Annotated in this window: 18 protein-coding genes and 2 pseudogenes; 10 read left to right on the top strand and 10 right to left on the bottom strand. The window is 59.5% G+C overall.

The window, feature by feature from the left end; translation table 11 throughout:
* Window positions 1–58: 58 nt before the first annotated feature.
* A pseudogene (locus tag IE127_RS19530) lies at window positions 59–631 on the bottom strand (P-loop NTPase family protein); the annotation flags it as partial.
* A 177-nt stretch (window positions 632–808) separates the two neighbouring features.
* Entirely contained in the window at window positions 809–1252 is a 444-nt protein-coding gene (locus IE127_RS19525) for a DUF1931 family protein (RefSeq protein WP_189427480.1), read from the bottom strand.
* A 243-nt stretch (window positions 1253–1495) separates the two neighbouring features.
* Here IE127_RS19525 and IE127_RS19520 point away from each other — a divergent pair, with 243 nt between their 5' ends.
* The 8 genes from IE127_RS19520 to IE127_RS19485 all read left to right on the top strand — a co-directional run bounded on the left by IE127_RS19520 (window position 1496) and on the right by IE127_RS19485 (window position 10145).
* Window positions 1496–2689: an alkene reductase gene (locus IE127_RS19520; protein WP_244640392.1), complete on the top strand. Its 1194-nt coding sequence runs from the start codon at window positions 1496–1498 to the stop codon at window positions 2687–2689.
* Window positions 2690–2987: 298 nt separating this feature from the next.
* A complete protein-coding gene (locus tag IE127_RS19515; RefSeq protein WP_189427478.1) occupies window positions 2988–3986 on the top strand; it encodes an ABC transporter permease in 999 nt (332 codons plus the stop codon).
* Complete coding sequence (locus IE127_RS19510; RefSeq protein WP_189427477.1) at window positions 3983–5485, top strand: sugar ABC transporter ATP-binding protein; 1503 nt, start codon at window positions 3983–3985, stop codon at window positions 5483–5485. The genes IE127_RS19515 and IE127_RS19510 overlap by 4 nt, the downstream gene beginning before the upstream one ends.
* The gene (locus tag IE127_RS19505; RefSeq protein WP_189427476.1) at window positions 5485–6435 is read left to right on the top strand and encodes an ABC transporter permease; all 951 of its coding nucleotides are present in this window, start codon (window positions 5485–5487) and stop codon (window positions 6433–6435) included. The genes IE127_RS19510 and IE127_RS19505 overlap by 1 nt, the downstream gene beginning before the upstream one ends.
* A gap of 173 nt (window positions 6436–6608) precedes the next feature.
* Window positions 6609–7574 carry a substrate-binding domain-containing protein gene (locus IE127_RS19500; RefSeq protein ID WP_189427475.1) on the top strand — a complete coding sequence of 322 codons (966 nt, stop codon included), beginning with the start codon at window positions 6609–6611 and terminating at the stop codon, window positions 7572–7574.
* A gap of 43 nt (window positions 7575–7617) precedes the next feature.
* Window positions 7618–8778: a M24 family metallopeptidase gene (locus IE127_RS19495; protein WP_189427474.1), complete on the top strand. Its 1161-nt coding sequence runs from the start codon at window positions 7618–7620 to the stop codon at window positions 8776–8778.
* Window positions 8779–8833: 55 nt separating this feature from the next.
* On the top strand, window positions 8834–9079 hold the full coding sequence (locus tag IE127_RS19490) for a hypothetical protein (protein ID WP_189427473.1): 246 nt from the start codon (window positions 8834–8836) through the stop codon (window positions 9077–9079).
* A complete protein-coding gene (locus IE127_RS19485) occupies window positions 9042–10145 on the top strand; it encodes a LacI family DNA-binding transcriptional regulator (protein ID WP_189427472.1) in 1104 nt (367 codons plus the stop codon). Before IE127_RS19490 ends, IE127_RS19485 begins: the two co-directional genes overlap by 38 nt.
* A 92-nt stretch (window positions 10146–10237) precedes the next feature.
* Here the strand turns inward: IE127_RS19485 and IE127_RS19480 are convergent, their stop codons facing one another.
* A complete protein-coding gene (locus IE127_RS19480; RefSeq protein ID WP_189427471.1) occupies window positions 10238–10528 on the bottom strand; it encodes a hypothetical protein in 291 nt (96 codons plus the stop codon).
* Window positions 10529–10619: 91 nt separating this feature from the next.
* A complete protein-coding gene (locus IE127_RS19660) occupies window positions 10620–10958 on the bottom strand; it encodes a hypothetical protein (protein ID WP_189427470.1) in 339 nt (112 codons plus the stop codon).
* A gap of 462 nt (window positions 10959–11420) precedes the next feature.
* Here IE127_RS19660 and IE127_RS19470 point away from each other — a divergent pair, with 462 nt between their 5' ends.
* Window positions 11421–12026, top strand: a complete 606-nt coding sequence (locus IE127_RS19470) for a uridine kinase family protein (protein ID WP_189427469.1) — start codon at window positions 11421–11423, stop codon at window positions 12024–12026.
* A gap of 156 nt (window positions 12027–12182) precedes the next feature.
* Here IE127_RS19470 and IE127_RS19465 read toward each other — a convergent pair whose 3' ends face one another.
* Entirely contained in the window at window positions 12183–12974 is a 792-nt protein-coding gene (locus tag IE127_RS19465) for a phytanoyl-CoA dioxygenase family protein (RefSeq protein WP_189427468.1), read from the bottom strand.
* A gap of 761 nt (window positions 12975–13735) precedes the next feature.
* Window positions 13736–13978, bottom strand: coding sequence for a hypothetical protein (locus IE127_RS19460; protein ID WP_189427467.1), 243 nt, complete (start codon window positions 13976–13978; stop codon window positions 13736–13738).
* Between the two features lie 126 nt (window positions 13979–14104).
* On the opposite strand from IE127_RS19460, the gene IE127_RS19455 reads away from it, so the two are divergent.
* Window positions 14105–15256 carry a hypothetical protein gene (locus IE127_RS19455; RefSeq protein ID WP_189427466.1) on the top strand — a complete coding sequence of 384 codons (1152 nt, stop codon included), beginning with the start codon at window positions 14105–14107 and terminating at the stop codon, window positions 15254–15256.
* Between the two features lie 678 nt (window positions 15257–15934).
* On the opposite strand, the gene IE127_RS19450 is transcribed toward IE127_RS19455, so the two are convergent.
* The 4 genes and pseudogenes from IE127_RS19450 to IE127_RS19785 form a co-directional block, all read right to left on the bottom strand.
* A complete protein-coding gene (locus IE127_RS19450; RefSeq protein WP_189427465.1) occupies window positions 15935–17629 on the bottom strand; it encodes an AAA family ATPase in 1695 nt (564 codons plus the stop codon).
* Window positions 17630–17960: 331 nt separating this feature from the next.
* A complete protein-coding gene (locus IE127_RS19445; RefSeq protein WP_189427464.1) occupies window positions 17961–19208 on the bottom strand; it encodes a DUF4357 domain-containing protein in 1248 nt (415 codons plus the stop codon).
* Between the two features lie 659 nt (window positions 19209–19867).
* Window positions 19868–20239 carry an FCD domain-containing protein gene (locus IE127_RS19790; RefSeq protein WP_373297347.1) on the bottom strand — a complete coding sequence of 124 codons (372 nt, stop codon included), beginning with the start codon at window positions 20237–20239 and terminating at the stop codon, window positions 19868–19870.
* Between the two features lie 30 nt (window positions 20240–20269).
* Window positions 20270–20635, bottom strand: a pseudogene (locus IE127_RS19785) (ABC transporter ATP-binding protein); the annotation flags it as partial.
* Window positions 20636–20822: the final 187 nt, after the last annotated feature.

Raw genomic sequence — 20822 nt, 5'->3', positions numbered from 1 at the left:
GTCGGAGCCCGAAGCAAGACGTATTGCAACAATCGCTTCATTCCCCAAACGCTAGACTACCCTGCCAGGCCGGTGGCCAGGAGGCGATGGCCCTTTCCCGGATGGTCAAATTGGGATCGGGCACCATGATGGCCTCGGTCACCTCATAGACACGTCCCAGCCCGTGACAGGTCGGACAGGCCCCTTGTGGCGTATTGGGCGAGAAATCCTCCGCATAAAGCATCGGCTGGTCGGGCGGATAGGCGCCCGAGCGCGAATACATCATTCGCACGAGGCTTGAGAGCGTCGTCACGCTGCCCACCGAGGAGCGCGCATTGCTGGCCCCGCGCTGCTGCTTTAGGGCAATGGCCGGCGGCAATCCCTCGATCGTATCCACATCGGGCACGCCGGCCTGATCGATTTGGCGTCGCGCATAGGGTGCCACAGACTCGAAATAGCGACGCTGCGCCTCTGCATAAATGGTGCCGAACGCAAGGGACGACTTGCCGGAACCCGAAATGCCCGAGAACACGACCAGCGCGTTCCGGGGGATAACAACGCTGACATCTCTTAGATTGTGCTCGCGTGCTCCGCGCACCTCCACAAAGCCGCCTCTCGCACTGGAGGTTTCGCCGAAAGAAGCATCTCGCATGGTCTCGTTCTTCTTCCGTCGTCCTTAGGAGGAGGTGTGCAGCCCTAATATTGAGTAAGCGCAGCCAGACCCCTTCATTGCCCAGAGTTCTCCGCGCGATACCTCGTTAACATCGTTTCGGCAGCTGCGTTCCGACGTTTGGGATATTGGGGCGGACGACTGTGCTGGCGATGTCGGCTAGAGCAGCAATTCGAACACACGATAGGCTCTGTCCCAATCCTGGGTCGTTGGATTCTTGAGCTTCGGGTCGAGGATTTTGAAGGTTTCCGCAAGAGCAAAGCTCAACCCCCCGGCGATCTCGGGAAACCGTGCCTGCGCTTCATCGCCGATGGCCAGATCGCTCGGGGGTGACCCGACCAGCCCGCTGAAATAATCGGTGAGCTGAAGGTCCGCGTTGGCCGCGCGGAACCGGTGGATCGTTTCCTGGAGCCCTTTGGTGATCGGTAGGTCCCAGGGCCGGATCACCTCCAGGTTGTTGGCCTTGGCGTTCGCCTCGCCGCGAATGACAAGGTCCCCGACCTTTCCATGAAGAAAATCCTCAAGCCTTTTTAGATCGCTCTTGTCGAGAACGAGATCGCCCGTCCGGCGAAATAGCTTCTCCAACCTATGTATCGTCGCCATTGCGCACCTCGCCTGCAGGGCGGTCAACATGATGCAAACCGTGCGGTCGCACCTTGACGTTCGTCAGGGCAGACTCGTTAGGACGGTGCTCCATGCAGACGTCCTTCTTCTGCTTGGCGTTAATCCCCTCGGCGCTGACGGGCGTCAGTTGAGACCGATCGCTGCGGTCCTAAGCTCGTTTGACGGCGGTCCAGGCGGCCCGGCAATTGCCCCATGAGGCGGAAAATGGACGAGGCGACGACGATGACACGCTCCACAGGTGCTGAAGAGGCGCCGGATACGGAGATGCTGTTTCAGCCATATCGGCTTGGCCCGTTCAACCTGCCGCATCGTATCGTCATGGCGCCGCTCACGCGTTCGCGTGCGCGCCAGCCCGGCAATGTGCCCAATTCCCTTGCCGCCTGCTACTACGCGCAACGCGCATCTGCGGCCTTGATCGTCAGCGAGGCGACGCAGGTTTCGATGCAGGGGCAGGGCTACGCATGGACGCCCGGCATTCACAGCCGAGAGCAGGTCCAGTCCTGGCACCGGGTGACCCAAGCGGTGCATCAGTCTGGTGGGCTGATGTTCAACCAGCTTTGGCATGTCGGGCGCATTTCTCATCCCGCGCTGCAGCCCGATAACATGCTTCCGGTTGCGCCTTCCGCCATCGTGCCTGAGGGACAGGCTTTCATCGAGAACGAGCGTGGCGAAGGCCAACTTGTTCCTTTTGTGCGACCGCGCGCGCTCGATATCGAGGAGATGCCCTATATTGTGGCGCAATATGAGCGCGCCGCCAGAAACGCCCAGGCAGCCGGTTTCGATGGCGTCGAAATTCACGCCGCCAACGGCTATCTGCTCGATCAGTTCTTGGAGACCGGCACCAACCGCCGCACAGATTCTTACGGCGGTCCGGTCGAGAACCGAACTCGCTTGTTGGTGGAGGTCGCGGAGGCCCTGATGCGGATTTGGGGTCCGGATCGCATCGGCGTGCGGGTGTCGCCCATGTCCAAGGCGAACGATATCCACGATGAACAGCCCGAAGCGACTTTTGGCTATGTCGCAGAGCGCCTCAACGACTTCCGCTTTGCCTATCTGCACATCGTCAACCCCGCGATTGAGCAGATGCAACAGGGCGAAGAGCCAGATCCCAGGGAGCTGAAAATGATCGATACGATCCGGACCAAATTCCAGGGCACCCTGATCGTGGGAGGGGGCTTTCAGCCTGGAACGGCGGCGCAGTGGATCCGCGATGGCAAGGCGGATCTGATCGCTTTCGGCCGCAACTTCCTCGCCAATCCCGATCTGCCCGAACGGTTCCGCACGGGCGCTCCGCTCAATGCGGACGATCCATCGACGTATTACGGCGGCGGCCAGAAGGGGTACACCGACTATCCGTCCCTGGCACAGGAGAGCGGCGAACAATCGAGGGCCTGCGTCGACCAACGCTGGCGGTAGGCCCAACGCCCGCACCTAAACGCGCGTGCTCACATCGCACCGACGGCAACCGGCTCCAAGCCGTTGGCGCAGCTTCATTCTTCCGGCCTTAAATTTCCTCGACGACGCGCCCGCATCTGCCATCGAGGCCGGCCTGCAGTGGCGGAAGCGGCCATCTCAAAAATCACGAACAGATATCTTGACGACCAAAGGACGAAGGCGTAATTAGTAACAAACTGAAGCGCTTCAGATTATATTTTTTTGCTGTAATACAGGAAAAATTACTGGAGGAGCGAAGCGTTTCAGATTGGAGGAAATCATGCATGAAGTTGACGTCCCCCCCGCGGCAACGAAGTCTGCTGGCTCACTTCGCCGCGTCGTCTCGGCGCATACCGAAGAGTTTCTGCTGGCCGGCGTTATAGTCGCGCTTATCGCGGTGGGTGGGTTTCTCTCGCCGGTCTTTCTCAGCCAATACAACATCACCTCAGTCGCCCGGCAGGTGTCGTTCGACGTGATGCCTGCGTTGGGGCAGCTGCTCGCCGTGCTGGCGGCAGGAATCGACCTCTCGATCGGGGCGGTGATCCGGCTGGCGCAGATGGTTTCGATCCTTCTTGTCGAGCGCGTTCCTCTCCCGGTCGCCTTTCTGCTCGTCATGGCCTGTGGCGCAGCGGTCGGGCTCGTCAACGGATTGCTGGTGGTAAAGGGGCGGCTCGAGCCGTTCATCGTGACCCTCGGAACATGGACCATCCTTGACGGCCTTAGCCTTCTGGTGACCGGCGGTCGTGGCATCGCCGCCAATGTGCCGGACGCCTTTGCCTATCTGGGACGGGGCACGGTGGTGGGCATTCCGGTACCGACCCTGATCGCCGCACTCGTCGTCATTATCATGAGTGTCGTTATTCATCGCTCCTCGTTCGGACGTCAGTTGTTCAGCGTCGGCAGCAACGACCTTGCCGCCCATTACGCCGGTATCAAGGTGGCGCGCGTCCGGGTAACCGTCTTCATGCTGGCCAGCAGCCTTGCGGCGCTCACCGGTTTCATCATGGCGGCGCGCACAGGCGCCTTCCAGCCGACCACGATTTCGAGTGGCGGGGCAGGGACCGAGCTGGCGACCATCGCGGCCGTCGTGGTCGGTGGTGCTCGCCTTTCCGGTGGGCGGGGCACTGTCATCGGCGCCTTGCTCGGTGCGACCCTCACTGGTGTCTTGTTCAGCATTCTCGTTCTCGCCGGCATCGACCCCTACGTCCAGTCGCTGATCCTTGGGCTGATCATCCTTGGCGCCCTGCTGCTGTCCGCATCCCGTCGGAGTAAATCATGATGTCCACGGCCATTGAGCTTCAGGCGCTGACCAAGCGCTTCGGTATCACCAAGGCGCTGTCGGACGTCTCGTTCTCCATCCGGCAGGGATCGGTCCATGCTCTCGTCGGAGAGAACGGTGCAGGCAAGTCCAGCCTCATCAAGATCCTCTCCGGTGTCCACCAGCCCGATGGCGGTGCCGTGCGGCTGTTCGGACAGGATTTTGCACCCAAGGACTCCGCGGCAGCACAGCTTTCGGGTGTGTCCACGATGTTTCAGGAGAGCCAGCAGGTTTCCAACCTCTCGGTCGCCGAAAATATCTATCTGGGCATGGAGCCGCGCATCGGTCCATTCCTCGATTGGTCTAGATTGATGAAACAGGCGGGCGACCTGCTCGGCCGCCTGGGCATCGAGATCGAGCCTGGCCGACCGATGGCCACACTGAGCCCGTCCGAGGCCAAGCTGATTGAAATGGGACGGGCGGTAAGCCGCAACGCGAAGGTGCTCATCATGGATGAGCCGACCGCCAACCTCAATCAGGCGGAGCAACAGATCCTGTTTCGCGTGCTCAAGCAGCTCAACGAGAAGGAAGGCGTCACCGTCATCTACATCTCGCATCACATGCAGGAAGTCTTCGATCTGTGCGATCATGTCACTGTCTTGCGTGACGGCCAGCATGTCGCAACGCTTGATGTTGCCGACACCGAGACCGACGGGCTTGTGCGGCTGATGATCGGGCGGCAGATGGAAGCCTATTTTCCAACCATTGCAGCGCCTGCCCAAGGAGAGCCGCGCCTCGTGGTGTCTGATCTCGCCCATCCCGCCCGTGGACTGGACGGAGCCTCGTTCGAGGTGGCACGCGGCGAAATCTTCGGCATCTACGGGCTCGCCGACAGCGGTCGCACGGCGCTAACCAATGCTCTGTTCGGAATTCAGACCGGTTTTGCCGGCGCTGTAAGGCTTGATGGTGCTCCCTTCGCGCCCACCAGTCCCACTGCTGCGATCGAGGCCGGGGTCATTCTCGTTCCCGAGGATCGCAAGCTGCAAGGCCTGATGCTTGACCTCGATCTGCTACACAATTTCAGCGTGGGAAATTTGGGCCGTTTCGTCAGCAACGGCCTGTTCGAGAAAAAGACGGCTCTCGAGGCCGCAAACACCCATATCCAGCGCCTCCGGGTCAAGCCCAACAATGCCTATGCCCTCGTTAAGGGGTTGAGCGGCGGCAACCAGCAGAAGGTGGCCATCGGTAAATGGCTGAACCGGGATTTCCGGCTCGCCATCTTCCAGGAGCCGACGCGTGGCATCGATGTCAGCGCCAAGATGGAAGTCTATGAAGTCATCAAATCGCTGAGCGAAGCCGGCGTCGCGATCCTCGTTCTCTCATCCGAGGTGCTCGAACTCATGGGGCTCTGTCACCGCGTCGGCGTTCTGTCCGGTGGCAGGATGACGGCGACAATCGAGCGCGCCGATTTCTCCGAACACGCGATCGTATCTGCGGCCCTGCCGCGAAGGAGGGCCTGATGAACGGTCTCAGCACATTGCGCAACAACCTGCCGATCCTGATCCTGGCGGCTCTGGTTGTCGTCGCTTCACTTCTCTCGCCATCGTTCCTGACCTGGAACAACATCATCAATCTCGTGCAGTATAATGCCGAATTGGCGCTGGTTTGCCTGGGGCTCACGCTGGTCATCATTTCCGGCAATGGCGGAATCGATCTCTCGGTCGGCGCGACCTTGGGGCTCTCTGGCGTCGTCGTGGCCATGTATGGCGAGTTTCTGGGGCTACCGGGCTCGCTCATCGTGGCCCTGGCGGTCGGCGCTCTTGTGGGGTTGGCCAATGGCCTGGCCGTCACCAAGGGCAAGCTCGAACCCTTTATCGCCACCTTCATCTTGGCCAGCATTGTCACGGCCATCACGCTCCTGTTCACAGGCGGCGGGCCGGTGCTGCGGTCCATACCGGACGCCGTTGAGGCCATTGCCGGCATCCGTCTGTCCGGCATTCCGCTGCCAGCGATCTATTTCGTCCTCACCTTTCTGGTCGGCGTCGTCATTCTGCGCATGACCCCCTATGGCCGCCATCTCTATGCCATGGGCGCCAGCAGCGAGACGGTGCGCTTTGCGGGTATCCGCACCGACCGTCTGCGGATTGCGACCTATATGCTGTGCGGAGCCCTTGCCGGCCTGGCGGGCCTTCTGACCACCGCGCGGCTGGGAATGGGTGAGCCCCGGTCCGGCATCGGCATGGAGTTGACCGCGATCTCCGCCGTGGTGGTCGGAGGGGTCAGTCTCTATGGCGGCCGCGGCACGATGACAGGCGCCTTCGTCGGCATTCTCATCTTCGCCGTGGTGCTCAATTTGATGAACATCCTCAATCTCTCGGCCTTCTATCAGCCGATCGCTCAGGGCAGCATCGTCATCTTGGCCGGACTGCTGCTGAGCCGCCGAAAGTCGATGTTCCTCAAGGTCGCCTAGGGTCAACAAACGATCAGGAGGATCACCGTAGACCAAGCCAAATCAACGCAACGATTATTGACCTGAACCATCCCCACTTGATCCGTGACGAATGACAGTCTGCCAACAGTGTTGGGCGGGCAGCGGGGATCCTTTTGTCTGAGCGCACAACCAGATGCGCTAGGGAGTGAGAAATGACTAAAATGTTCAAGATGTCTGCCGTAGTCGCCGCAATGCTCATGACGACAACCGCAGTCCATGCGCAAACCTACCAATACAACACCGTCCCCGAGGGAGACATCACGCTGTGCTTCTCGCAGGTGGTGATGAACCATCCGTTCCGTGTCGCGATGGTGGAGTCTTTTGAGCAGGTCGTGGCCGGCATGGAAGGCGTCACCGGCGTGGTGACCGACGCGCAGGGCGACGCCACCCGCGAGATCGCAAATATCGAGAGCCTCATCGCTAGGGGCTGCAACGCGATCATCGTCTCCAGCCTCTCCGGGCGTGCCATCTACCCCGCTTACCGCGAAGTCGCCGATGCTGGCATCCCGCTGATCATCGCCGCCTCCGGTGTGCCCGAAGAAGAAGGCATCCCCTACGTCTCGTTCGTTTCGACCGAAGAAGTGTCGATGGGCGAGCGTGCATTCGACTACATCGCCGCTCGTCTCGGCGGCGAGGGCAACATCGTCCAGCTGCAGGGTGTTCCGGAATCGACCAACTCGATCCTTCGTCGCGAAGGGTTCAACGCGCAGGCTCAATATTGGCCCAACATCGTGACGGTCGCCGACCAGAGCGGACAGTGGCTGCGGCTCCCCGCACGCCAGGTCATGGCCAACATCCTTCAGGCCAATTCCGATATCGATGCCGTGTTCGCCTACAACGACGAGATGGCATTGGGCGCGATCCAGGCGCTTGAGGACGCTGGCCGCACCGACGTCTTCGTGGTCGGCATGGACGGCCAGAAGGAGTCGCTCGAGGTCATCCAGAGCGGCGATCTGTTCGCCATGACCATCGCCAATGAATGGCGCATGGACACGGCCATCGAAACCGCAGTGGCAGCCGTACGCGGTGAAGCCGTGCCCCAGCGGGTCGTGCTGCGCGTGCCCATGATCACCGATGACAACATCGACGCGCACTACGACCCGGAAGCGGTTTTTTAAGGGACGGCACTCGTCTCCACTCCAATATACACAAGAGGAAAATATGATTAAACGTGGTGTCTACGATGTGCTCCAGGACATTCCGGTTTCGGAGTACCAGGATCGCGTCGCCCGTACGCGGGAAGAAATGAAAAAGGCGGGGTATGATGCCCTGATCCTGTTCAGCGATCCTGCCCGCATGGTCAACGTTCGCTGGATTGCCAATTACCGGTCCTTCGACGGTGTCTATCCCAACCCGGCGCTCGTCTTCCTTCCGCTTGAAGGTGATTTGGTCCTGTTCGCCGGGTCCGACCTGCTCCCTTACGCCAAGGACGAAAGCTGGATCGGCGACGTTCGCGGCGCCCGGCAGGAGCTGGGCAAGGTGCTGCGCGACTTCGAAACGACCAAGAAGCCTAGCAAGATCGGCATCGTTGGCTACCAGTACCTCGATCTCGAATTCTACCTGATCATCAAGGACGCGCTGCAATCGACCCCCATCGAGAAGACGACGATTGTGGATCGTTTGAAGTCGATCAAGTCCGAGACCGAGATTGGCCTTATGAAGATCGCCGGCCGCCTGGCCGACGGTGGGCTTGCGGACCTGCGCGACAATCTCAAGGAAGGCATGACCGAGCGTGAAGCCGTTCGGATCTGCTACACCTCGATGTTCTCGAACGGTGCCGACAGCCAGGCCTTCGACATGATGGTCCAGTCTGGCGAGAATTCCGCCAAGTACTTCCTGGCCCGGCCGCGCGACAAGGTTATCCGCAAGGGCGAACTCCTCCTCGTCGACATCGGTTGCCGGTTTAACGGTTACGCATCGGACATGGCGCGTGGCGTGGCCTTCGGTGAAGTCAGCGCCAAGCAGCAGGAACTGCTCGATGTGACGCTGGAAGCATGGCTGGCCGGCACAAAGCACCTCAAGGCCGGCAACAAAGCCTCCGCACCGGACAAGTATATCAATGAAGTCCTCGAACAGCGCGGATATTTGCATGGCAATGGCGAGGGCCGCTCATGCGGCCATGGCACCGGCATGGATCCCGAGGAAGAAATCCCGTCCATGGGTTCGGATGTGATCCTCGAGGAAAACATGAGCGTGTCGTACGAAGTGACGGTCCAGATCCCGGGCGTCGGCGGTAGCCGCGTCGAGGACGATGTGATCATCCGCAAGGACGGTCCGGAGTTCCTCACTCACTTCGCCCACTCGTGCCAGTGGGGCGTCTGACAACCCGGGGGTGGCCGGCGCTTTAGGGGCCGGCCACCCCATCGTGGAAGATGTCATGATCGTAGACTTCTGTAGCACCAACCTGCGCCTGCTCGAAGCGGCGAAGGCCTTGCACGACACGGCGACCGACCAACTGCGCCCGGGCGACCGCGTGCGGGTCCTGCGGTGCATCACGCGTTGCCATACCTGCGGCTACACGCCCAATGTGAGAATCGATTTTCAAACCTTTGACGATGTGAGCCCGCTCACGCTCAAGAACTTGCTTGCGCAGGAAGGTCGATTCCACGATGTCTCTGAATGACTATGACTTCGGAGATGGAGAACGCAGGAGAATGTCTACCCTCAAAGAAGTTGCTGCATTGGCCGGTGTATCGATGGCCACGGCGTCCGCCGCCATAAACAACGGACCGGTCGGCAAGGCGTCGCGCGAAAGAGTTCTCGCTGCCGCAAAGCAGCTCAATTACGTCCCGAGCAAGGCCGGACGGATGCTGATGACGGGAAAGAGCAACGTCATCGAAATGGTGATCATGACCATTGATGGCCACCCGGACATCGTCCGGCGCACGGCCTTGTTCTATTACTTGATGTTGGGTGTCTCCGAAGTCGCGGAGGCCAATGGTTTTGGCGTACGCTACACCACGAGATCTCATGATGCGCCTGACGTCACCGAGTATTTCGATCACGTTGTCGGCGATCGATCGGCCGACGGCATTATCATCGTTCCCCAGTTCGCCCGTGACTATTCATTTCTCAGCGCGCTGCACCGGGCCAGGTACCCCCATGTGATGTTGCGCCCCAGCCGCAATGCAGAAGATAGCAATTACGTCGACCTCGGCGACTACGAGGGGGGGCAGATGGTGGGGCAGGAACTCGTCGGGGTCGGCGCCAGCAGCATAGCGCTGATCAACGGCCCACAGTCACACCTCTGCGCCATAGAGCGCGAGCGTGGTCTGTCGGACGCTCTGCTCGACCTGGGTGGGACGATCGTCGCAAAGTCTTACAGCGACTATACGATTTCGGGCGGATACGACGCCATGGCCAGGATATTCGAAAGCGGCAAGCTGCCGGAAGCCGTGTTCTGCACCAATGACTATATGGCCGCCGGTGCGATGAACTTCCTGCGGGAAAAAGGCGTGTCCGTGCCAAGGGATATCGCCGTTATCGGTTATGACGACAGCGATCTGGCCACGGTGGTCTATCCCGCGCTCACGACCTTGGATAACCGCTTCTTCGAGATCGGCCAGGCGCTTGCTGAAGAACTGATTTCCGTCATCAGAGGCGAAACAACCACTATCGCCCGCTCGCTCATCCCGATCTTTCGGGAGCGCGCCAGCCACAGTTATGGCAAAACGGGGTGGGCAGATTAGTTGGACACGCTGTTCTTCAATCGACCAGGGTCTGGCTTCGTCAGTCTCAAGAACGCGAAATAATGCGCAAACCTCCAGGCCCTTTGCCAAGGTTAAGCAGGTCGCCCTATGACAAACAGAGTGGCCTTATTGGGAAGGTGACGCCGACAATGAGTTTTCTTCCGCGTGTGACCGATTTGAACCGCGAGTATGTGGCGCGGCAGTTCGACGATCTGGGGCCGGAGGCGTGCGTGGCCGAGGTCACCGAGCATCTCGGGCGAGAAAATCCCGAACTGCTGGATATGGTCCGCCGCTGCGCGAGCGACATCGGAGGCGGATTCGATACCATGGTGGGATTCGGCATGTTCTATCAGCTCTTGCTTGCAGCGGCGGTCGATGCCCATGGCAAGCAGACCCCTCACGCCTTGCCATGCGTTTCCGCATCGACGCGGGACGCGCTGGTGCGCGAAATCGATAAGGACGGGTCCGAAGCGTTCACGATGGGGGCCATTGCGGATCTTGAACGCACCAATCCCCAACTGCTGCAGATGGCGCACGGGTTTGCCGCGCAGCCCCTATCGTCCACTGGCCGCTCTCGGCCAGCTCGCCCTGAAGCGAATGTAGGCGCTGCCGAATTCCTGACTCTTCGGCGAACGGGCCAAAATCGGCAATCGTCAGATCGTTGCGATCGAAATCACCGGAGCCTAGCCGATGGCTCGCCGCCCCATTTGCTGCCATTATGCGCAGCGTGGCCAGCGAAACGATCCAAACCGGATGCGGCAGCAGCTCGAATGCCGCCGCCGAAGACCGAGAGAGCCGCTCCAATCCGCTCAATCACATTCCCTCCGGCCAAAGCGTCGATCAGCCTTGCCACCCGGCACGCTCGCGATAATTTACACACCCCTCCCGCCGCCGCAATATCGTCATCGCGGTCCGCCAACGCCAATGCCTGTTTACCCTTTCCAAAACCATAACGTTTCGTTTCGGGGTGTACCACATAGCACTGGTATACATATGTCTGCAGCGCCGGTATCTCGAATGCAGTGGGCACCGCCGCGCACTTTGCACCTGACAGTTGTGCATTCATAAGCAACCGGAAGTCATCGAGCCGATAGTAGAAGATTTGACGTCCGCTTTGCTGGCCTGAAAGCCAGAATCGGACCGTCTGTAATCGGCCCCGACTTCGCCACTGCACTTGTGATGGGAATCCCCGGCGCAACGACCGATACGGGTGGCTGAAGACAGGCAGGTTTAGTGTAAAACTTCGCGCTTGCAGACATAGGTGAGGAGCGCACCATGCCGTTAGGGGCCGGACACAGGGGCCTAGTAGTCGACGCGACTGAAGCGGTATCAACGGCTGCTCGGGCGCGGCTGATTGCCATCGACGGTTTGCCAGTGAGCGGCAAAAGCACTCTCGCTGACCGGATGATCGAGGCTATTGGTGCCGAAGCGATCTACTTAGATGACTTCGTAAAGCCAGAAGCACAGTGGCGCGGCCCAGTTGGGCCAAGCTTCCCCTTTCCGTACATCCGCTATGACGATTCACTCAACACAGTGAAAACCCTGCACCGTGACGGCAGCTGTTCATATTTCCCATATGACTGGAGCACCGGACGCGCAGCGGAGAAGGCCCGGCATGTCACCTTGGCCCAGCCGGTCATTATCGAGGGAGTCTCATCATTGCACCCTTATTTGAAGCCCCTCTACGACACATCATTCTGGGTAGAAAGTGACGCCAAAAGCACGCTGCGAGCAAGCTTGGAGCGTGGTGTTGGAGACTGGGCCGACGAATGGCGGCATCTCTTCATGCCTTGCGTTGAAGTGTATCTACAAACTACCCCGAGTGATCGCGCCGACTATATCGTCATGGGGCGCGGGTACTCGGAAATGTCCGTTTCGTAGGCGCGCACCACAACTCGCCGACGGCAGGCATGGGGTCGTTGGCAGCTCAATGGCCGTTACTGTGACGGCGCGGGTTGTCCCCGGTTAGTCGTCCTTCGCATCACCCGGCATTCCGGAGGCTGGTGAGCCCGGAAACATGTCCCGGGCTCCTCAAGCTTAGAGGGCCATTCCGATTGCCTTGCGAATGGCTATCTGCACTGGAGAAGGTGGGAGCGACGGGTCAAACTCACCTTTCGGTAGGAGAGGTGGCTGAGCCATGAAACGCGGCTCGGTTCCTCGATGCGGTTGTGCCGAGTGAACAAGGAAGGGATGACATAGGTAGACCGTTCCGGCTTGTCCTGTCGCTAGGACTTCTCGGCAGTCCGCAGTTGACGCATAACCGTCAGCAGCAAGTTCACCCAGTGTCAGGCCACCTTCGCCATGGGGGAGCAACTGCCTCGCAATCGTGCTATGCGAGCCTTTACGGATTTTGGTTGGCGCATCCAGTTCGCCTACATCGGAGAACAGGAACAGCATGAGCAGCGCTCTGCCACTGCTTTTCACGTTGGCTCGCCACTGCATGAAGTCAGGGTTGTCGGTGCCAAAACTGACATCCACATGCCATCCCGCATCGCCCGGATCGTTTGGTGAGGGGAAACGGATTGGAAAGGTCCCCAGACCATTGGGTCGCACCCAGCGATCCTTCCCGACCAAGGCATCATAGGATGCATGCAAGAGGGGGGTGTTGGCTGCCTCAACGAATGGCTTGCCTGTCATGAAGCCCAAACGGACAACCGGCTGTTTCCATGTTTCTGGCGCATCAGGGGAAAGTCCCATGGCTTTCCAAAGCTGATCTCGCCCTTGACGGGCCAGATCACCATCAAAGGCACCTTCCAGTTTCACATAGCCATGATCAATAAAGTGCTCGATCTGAGCCTGGCTCAGACCGCAATGAGAAGCTTCCGACATTCAATAGATCTCCGCACGGCCCCCAAGCAGGACGGGCCGTTATGATCTGATTGGCACCAACGTGCCGCGACGACAGGACGGTCGTCAGATCAGCGGGAAGAATGTGGACTTAAACATCATCATCTTGAGCCGAAATTAGCAGTAGAGCTTTTTAGTGGCAAGGCCGTCCACTTGAACAATGGGAAAACCGGATTGCAGCGTCCGCTTTTCTGAATGCTTCGGAACAGATTGAATGTCGGAAAAGGGGTCGGATGCCGAATGGCAGGTTTTTCCATTTCCTCGACAATATCGGACCGACCGCTACCGGCCCCAAATCGAACTGATCTTCTTCTTTCCCCTTATGCCCGATAAATGGCAACACGAGCTCGAATCCGTCGGTCGCAGCTGCGTCATACTAGCTCCGATTCAGATAGCATATCGCTTTTGGGGCGACGTGCGCTGCGTGGCGATCAATAGTAGCGACTGGACCCCGAAAATGGAGCTGGAGCAAAAACACTGGCGTTACTTCTTCATCCGCTTATCGTCTAGCTTGTGCCAAGTGCTTGGCAGTAGGATGAATCGTCTCGAGTCGTTTTGACTCATGACGACTCGCTTTGACTCATCAATCAACCACCGGTACGGGCAAGTGTCTCTAGTGTGTTCCAACCTTCCGGCCTCCTTGATGTTGTCTTTGAACGGGTTCACAACCTCGGAATTGCTTCTTTTGATTGATTAAGGCCGTTGGCATGTTGGGGTCGGTTTTTGCTTGGATGCTAGAGTGGTTACACCAACGCGACCAGGGCGCCAATAAGGAAGTGTCCGGCAATGTCGATAGAGCTGACGGGATAGAGCCTGGATACAGGCGTGTCGACAACCCGGTCGAGAAATTCGATGAGCCGGTCGACGTTCTGCGTTACCAGCCATATTTCGTGGGGCGAGTTTCCGAGAGCAGCGCAAAGGTTTGGCGTCCACATCACCTCGTGGCGATCATTCTTGACGAGAGTCGCCTTGCTGGGGAACTGCAAGGGCACACGAGAGACGCGCTAAATCAGGCACGCTCGCGCCTCCAATCAGAAGTTGCAGCGATCACTGCGCTTTGGGGGCCGCGCTTCCTACGCGACTGGTGCGTGGTTGTAGCTTCGCGTGGCGACATGCAAACGCTCGATCTGCATCTCACCAAGGCCGCGCAGGCGAGACTTTCTCAAGGCGAGTTTGTTGTCTGGCGGTCTGCTGACTTCCATGTGGCAGAACCAAGAGGCCGTGGCAGGCGGCAGAACACAAACTTCGAAAACACCACTGAAGATGCAATCGCCGGACAGACCTACGTGATCGACCGGCTCATCAACGGCGCGCTGCTCGCAAGTGGGTTCGGCGTGTTGCAGGCAAATCGGGAGGATGTATCTCTCCTTGTTCTCAAGAGCCGACTGGACAAGCTTTCGCGGCTGAGACCGCAACGGGGAGCGCCTCCGGAGAACGCTACTTTGGCGATGTACAGAAAGTTCCGGCATGACCGGGCCCCCGGTGTTGTAAGACGGCTTTTCGATGAGGCGGTGCGCACCGCGGGCACAGATGCTGGGAGGCAGATCGAAACGGACGGTCGCGAAATCGCCGATCGGCTCGCATCGCGCCATGTTAATTTGGCCGATCTCGCGGGCCGGCATCGGACTTCTGAGGAAGTTGACAGCAATGAATTCATTGCGCGTGAGCTCGCCGCGGACGAGCGCATTGCATCGGAACTCAACACATTCGACATGCTCCTGGAGCTCTATGTTGCCGCGCGGGTTTTTTCCGACAACGGCCCACCGGCTGGGCCTGATGAAGTTTGGTCCGCGGATCGAAAAGCAGATCGGCAGGATGTGCTTACCGGAGAGCTGTTCGAACCGGGAAACGGACTGCCTTCGGTTTACTTGATGACGCGCATCGCGTTCGACTTCGATCTGAATCCGAGCGAGTTTTTGCCCCAGCTCTATGATCTAAAACCGCATTTCGAAGCCGCGCGCCTGATTGGCGCAGCCCGACGAACAGGTAGGGTCCGCTATCGCTCGTCAGAAGCGTACTGGGGGTTGGATGGCCTCTCGCACCCAGATAGGGATGCGAGCGTCAGCGGCGACCTGGCGGAAGCTCGGGTTTTTCTAAGACAGAAGGCAACAAAAGCGTGCTGGCGGCTGCTTAAAGCCACGCCGCCGGGTCAGCTCTCGGACGAAGACGTATGGTGTCATTGCGGTCGGCAAACCGAAGGCATCAATCTGACTTCCTTCAAGATTGGCAGAGACGCCGAGCAGTTTGCTCCGGCCGATCATTAGGCGCTAGACTAAGGCTCTAGTGGAGAGCACGCCGAACTGTCTTCGCAAGAAAGCCAAGCGCCCTCGTCAGCTGCCCAATGCCTGACGGGCATGCACGACCCGTTTAGTTATTGTCTGTCACGTCGCATTCTACTGAGACATGGCTGCCTCGATTTTACAAAGATCGCAGAGCGTCTGGATCCACGGTCCTTTCATCCGCATGCCAGGCGCGCCATAGCGCTCGCATATGCTGCCGGGCTGGGCATAAGGGCCGCATCAACGTTCGCTAAAAACAATGCACTTGGCCACGCGGAAGGGCGTACGACAATTACGGTGTGGTACGTAGAAAGATGAGAGCGCCGAAACAATTCAATACGGTTCTTAAGACTAACAGGCGTTCGCGACCAGGGACGCGAGCCTGTCTTGAACAAGGGGATCGAAGCAGTGGTCAGCGACAGGCTTCTCCCACAGGCAGGGGCCCTTCTCACATCATGCCGCGCGATGTTGGCACCCCCTCGCCGGAGTTTAACTGCATGGGTCGTTCGTGGGTGGGCCTTCAGGCGCGCTCGGATCGCGGCTTCATCGTGGTTGTGGATCGGCGGCTAAGCGATGCGTAACGACAAGCGTTTCTGGACGACCTGCTGTCGTTGTCCGTCCACTATCCGTCGAGTCGAGGTGCAGGTACCTTTTTACCACTTCTTACGGCGGGTCTGAGGCGCCGGGTCCAGAAGTCCTGTCCTCTGCCCAAGAGTCCCTGATAGTCTTCTCTTTCCTGTAGCTTCTGTCCAGATGTCCCCGCATCTCGGTCCCAGACATTATCCTCGCATCGATAAGACGGTCCACGAGCGCAGCAATTGTTTGACAATCTTGGCTTACAATATTCATGGCCTTCGTAAGCAGCCTCTTGAGATCGTTTTCGACGCTGCTAATGCTGTCTTCTGAGTCGACGGCGCACCTGATGACCCTGCGCGAAACGAGCGTCTCTCCCAAACCCTGGTTTTCCTTCGCGGCGACAAGCAGTTCGGTCGCCCGAGCCAGATCGGCCTCGGCACCTGCGTTGGGACCTTTGCTGAGAACCATGTCGGCGGCGCGTCCACCAAGCGAGATAGTGACAAGGTCCTCAATGTCTTGGTGCGTAAAGACCGTGGTTGGTGCCGTTGACCGCACAACCCCGTCCACAGCACCGTTAGGTACGATTGAAATCAGATCGACATCGTGTCCGAGGCGGTGCGCGACGACTGCGTGGCCAAGTTCATGTACGGCGATTGCGCGAATGTCCGCTGGCGGTCGGTCGTCGACTGGCAGTATCTGTGACAGGATGTCATCAAGCTCGAGCGGGCGGCCGTGGTTTCGCGCTTCGGCGCGGGCATCCTTGACCCATCCCTCGATCGAAGCGGGGGTGGCGCCGCGTGCTGGATTCAAAAGCTTCTCGAGGTTGGCTTCACGCAGATCGCTCCCAAGCCAGTATCGAAACACTGACAGCAGCTCGCTGTCGGTACTAGGCGGAAGGACGCTGACACGTTTTTGAAGTCGACCGGGTCGGACCAAGGCAGAATCCAGGCGGGCGTAGTAATTTGTGGCGCCGATGAGCAGGATCTTGCGACCGGAGTTCCGGAGTCGATCGATCTCGGTCAAGAACAGTGTGATTATCGGTGTCCACCAGTCACGGCCTCGTGGATCCATCGTTTGCCGGTCCGGTAACGCGTCGAGTTCGTCAAGAAATCCGATGCACGGTTCAGACGCGAGAATCTGATCGACGAAGGTTTTAAGATTGCGGGCCACTCCGCCGAGCGCGCCGTCTCCAGTGGTGAACCACCCACCCACACTGCTAGAGACGAAGTTCCAGCCAGCTGTTGCCGCAAGACTGTTCGCGATCAGGGTCTTGCCGGTGCCCGGCGGGCCTTCCAAGATAACGAATGGAATGTGATGAGGGGCCAGTTCATCTGTCTCGACCACAGCGAGATCACGAAGTACTTGGCCGGACCAGCGTTCGACGACGCCGGTCAGGGGCAGTTGGTCGAGATGTGGAACATCAGGAGCTGCGATGGTCGCGCCGCGCTCAACGGCACGCTTTAGGTTTGCTACACAGTCGCCAGCAGATGCTCCGGGCCTCATCGATGCGATGATGACCTCAAGCTTGAGCTTCGCCATGGCCGGCGTCACGCCACGCGCCGTCTGACCGGTGAAGCGTCTGATGGCCCTGCGCAGCAAGTCAGGCGTGAGAGGAGGCAGAGTGATGCTCAGATCTGCGACAGCAAGTACCGCCTCGTCGAGAAGCTGAACGTCATGAGTAATGAACATCAAGCTGTGATTGTTCTGCAGCAGACCGAGCTCATCTCGTCCGGCTTGCATACGCAGGGAGCCCGACTTCTTGAGTTCCGTGACCTCTGACACCACCGGCGAGCTTCCATCGCTTTGACGACACTTCCAACGGGGGAAATCCAGTCAGGGTCGGACACCTGGACGACAAAGACGCCGGGATGTCGCTTGAGCTTTGTACGCATGCTTCGCGTCAGCGTCATGTCCAGCGCAGTGTTTGCCAGAGCTGCTTCGGCGCTTTCGCGCTCTCGATCTTTGTTGTCGTCTGATCTGAAGCGCTTGGTCAATTCTTTGACGTCGTCATCATCAATATTGGGAAGATCGAGCACAGCCATACCTCCGCCGCGAGCGGTTTCGCCGCTCGCGTGCCAGAAAAAAGGGGATCATGAATTCGGCGAATGCCGCGTCAGGAGAGCGTCAGAACGGGAGCGTCGTTCCCGAAATCAGGGTCGATTGGTTGCCACCCCGACAAACCTTTGCCTTTCGAACCACAGCAGAAATGTGCTGCAGCGCTTCCCGACCCAAAGACGAGGTCGCGCATCACGGTATAGCTCCTCCCATCCGGCGATAGTGCCAGGAGTCCTGAGTGCAGCCAGGCCGCGCGCAGATACGAGGCGGAGGCGTTTGCGGACACCACGGTTTCGATGCGCACGTCGGATCCCCGCAGCAACAGCCAGTGGGTATCGGCCAGTCTGGAGGCCATGGCGACCAATCCGCCACCAAATCTCATTTCGAAGATCTCGCCAGCTGGAACTGTGTCGAAACCGCGCCGTTCTCCCAGCCGCCCGGGCTCCGTCCGCGGGCCTGCGATGACAGAACGTGCGCAACCCTCTACGAACAAAACATCATTGTGGCGGAGGGCAAGGCAGGCCTCGGCCGCTATCGCATCGAGCTGGACGTAGCGTTCGAGGCCGACCGCGTGTCCGTCCGGGACGCCATTAATGAGGCGCCGTTCACCCGATCCTGCGAGCCTAGACCAGATGATCCGCTCGAGCACTTTTGCATCTTCGGCGGTGAGCAGGTCGTCGGCATCGACGACTGAGACAATCGTTTCGATGCCTTCAATCGGTTGATGCCCGTGGGCAATCCGCCATCCGACATCCCCTGCCATCCCAACATACGCTGAACTCGAGTTCATGAGGACGTAAACCCCGGGCCGCCGCAGGGTAGCATGCTGCAGGAACTCGCGGCGCTGGTCACCGGCAGCCACAAAAACCGAAGCAAAGAACGGATTAGTGTCTAGCTCTACGATGCCCGGCTCGCTGACTTCACCCCCCGCGAAATCACCTGAAGGCGGCTCTGACGTTTCGGATCCCTGATCATCGAGGTCTGGATCGCTCCCGCACTTGGGTGGCGCTCGACGGACAACGGTGAAGGCATCGATGACGCCCTCGACTTCGGCTGTAAGCACGCCGGCTTCAACCAGAAGCATGGTGGCCCCAACGGGATCTCGATGGTCGGGCAGTTCGATGACGATATCGCCGACAGTTGCGCCTTCGTTCGCATCAACGATGCTCAGGATCTGAACCTGGTCCGAAGGGGACAGCAGTCGATGCTGCACCAGCCCATTGATGAGCGATGCGGCTTCGGAAGGGAAAATTACAGAAAGGGTCTTGTCCGGTGCACCGGCACCAGTAGAAGAAAAGTCAGCCATGTTAGCCTCTGGTCACTCAGGGGTTCATGGTCAGGTTGGCGGAGGGTTTGCAGACCTTCCGTCGACCGCCTGTTTGCAGCAGGTGGGCCCGACCAGTCGAGTCGGTTTCGTCTCGACAGCTGAGTAAATCAGTCGGCTTGTTTGAAAAATCAAGCCTGACGCGACCGGTCCCATCAATCTCTTCGAGGGTATGGTTAACGTTAGCTCATAAGAACGCAGACCGGGCAGAATACATTCTGACCAAGTGCATGCCGAAGGCAGAGCGTCAGCTGCGCCGGCTGGCAAGATTGGGGCCGAAAGCAGAATGGCGGTTCTGGTCAGGACTCGAAGCGAGCTGCCACCCCGTCGCTGTCCTACCAACATCACCACGGACTGCCCGAGGCCGAGGTTCCTGGGTGGGCCACCCGTCGGCGCTATTGGGAACGCTTCCTGAGGGTCACTTTTGCCTGCAGGTTCTTCGGCGCAGAAGACGGGACCGGGATCGGACGTTCTCCGCTACCGGGAGGGCAAATATACGCTCGCTAGCACACCAGAGCGCCCGCATCGAGTCGAGCCGCCAAAGGTACCACTTGGCGGCGCCTGCGACACGCCTCCTTCAAACTTTCGACCGGCAATCATATCGCCGATCAGTGCGCCGACGCATCTTGCCGGCCGGCGGCCTACGCGACAAAATATGCGCGATGCTGGGCTAGGGCCGCCTCAAGCTTCGATGTAAAGCCCGACAGGTGCGCGCGCATCTCAGCGGTAGCGCGCGCCGGATCGTGCGCCTCGATCGCGGCGAGGATCGAGGCATGTTCGCCAGCGACCGCCAGCAGCGCATCGGTCGGCAGACGCGCCATGGCGCACACCCGTGCCGCATGGACCCGCATCTGCGACAGCGTCTGCCAGGCATAGCTGACCCTTGCAGCAGTGCAGAGCAATTCGTGAAACCTGTTGTCGAGCTGGTCGAAGCGTTCGGTCTCGCCTGCCGCGGCGGCCGCGCGCTGCTGATCGAGCGTCCGCTTCAGGGCGCGATGTACGCTCGCCGGAATGCCCTCATTGCCCGCCGGGTCGGTGTCGTGCGGGCGGATGCCCAGTGTCAGTTGATCGCCTGCTTTGACCGCACCGGCACGCACGGGAACAACCTGTTCGCCGAGATCGGGCGAGCCGATCCTGGCGTTCGCGCCCTCCACGGCCTCGACCGTCACTTCGAGGAAGTTCATGCGCGGGGCGCCGATGAAGCCGGCGACGAATCGGTTGGCTGGCCGGTCGTACAAGTCCAGCGGGCTGCCCACCTGCTGCACCACGCCGTGGTCCATCACCACGATCTTGTCGGCAAGCGTCATCGCCTCGACCTGGTCGTGGGTGACATAGATGATGGTGGTGTCGAGCTCGCGGTGGAGGCGCGCGAGTTCGAGCCGCATGTCGCCGCGCAGCGCCGCATCGAGACCGCATTGGATTGCAACATTTACGCCGAAGTAGCCGATCGACGCTCTGCTACCCAATGTTGGCTTTTGCTTCCGCGCTGCAGTCTAGCTGTTCGTGGACCCATCATTTGAGATTGGGTTGAAGCCGTGCCTGTTCAACCTCTGGATGATCTTCCAACGTAGCGCTGCTGGCCATCGCTCCACATTG

The organism is Devosia pacifica (genome assembly GCF_014652635.1).
GTDB lineage: Bacteria > Pseudomonadota > Alphaproteobacteria > Rhizobiales > Devosiaceae > Devosia > Devosia pacifica.
Note: the sequence above shows the minus strand (reverse complement) of the source record. Positions and strands in the feature narration are given on the sequence as shown.

What these genes read in the sequence shown, in the direction of transcription:
- IE127_RS19500 (WP_189427475.1), top strand. Translation starts at nt 6,609, where the DNA reads ATGACTAAAATGTTCAAGATGTCTGCCGTAGTCGCCGCAATGCTCATG.
- IE127_RS19445 (WP_189427464.1), bottom strand. Translation starts at nt 19,208, where the DNA reads ATGGCTGACTTTTCTTCTACTGGTGCCGGTGCACCGGACAAGACCCTT.
- IE127_RS19525 (WP_189427480.1), bottom strand. Translation starts at nt 1,252, where the DNA reads ATGGCGACGATACATAGGTTGGAGAAGCTATTTCGCCGGACGGGCGAT.
- IE127_RS19480 (WP_189427471.1), bottom strand. Translation starts at nt 10,528, where the DNA reads ATGGGCATCGACCGCCGCTGCAAGCAAGAGCTGATAGAACATGCCGAA.
- IE127_RS19520 (WP_244640392.1), top strand. Translation starts at nt 1,496, where the DNA reads ATGACACGCTCCACAGGTGCTGAAGAGGCGCCGGATACGGAGATGCTG.
- IE127_RS19490 (WP_189427473.1), top strand. Translation starts at nt 8,834, where the DNA reads ATGATCGTAGACTTCTGTAGCACCAACCTGCGCCTGCTCGAAGCGGCG.
- IE127_RS19465 (WP_189427468.1), bottom strand. Translation starts at nt 12,974, where the DNA reads ATGTCGGAAGCTTCTCATTGCGGTCTGAGCCAGGCTCAGATCGAGCAC.
- IE127_RS19495 (WP_189427474.1), top strand. Translation starts at nt 7,618, where the DNA reads ATGATTAAACGTGGTGTCTACGATGTGCTCCAGGACATTCCGGTTTCG.
- IE127_RS19515 (WP_189427478.1), top strand. Translation starts at nt 2,988, where the DNA reads ATGCATGAAGTTGACGTCCCCCCCGCGGCAACGAAGTCTGCTGGCTCA.
- IE127_RS19510 (WP_189427477.1), top strand. Translation starts at nt 3,983, where the DNA reads ATGATGTCCACGGCCATTGAGCTTCAGGCGCTGACCAAGCGCTTCGGT.
- IE127_RS19455 (WP_189427466.1), top strand. Translation starts at nt 14,105, where the DNA reads ATGCAAACGCTCGATCTGCATCTCACCAAGGCCGCGCAGGCGAGACTT.
- IE127_RS19505 (WP_189427476.1), top strand. Translation starts at nt 5,485, where the DNA reads ATGAACGGTCTCAGCACATTGCGCAACAACCTGCCGATCCTGATCCTG.
- IE127_RS19470 (WP_189427469.1), top strand. Translation starts at nt 11,421, where the DNA reads ATGCCGTTAGGGGCCGGACACAGGGGCCTAGTAGTCGACGCGACTGAA.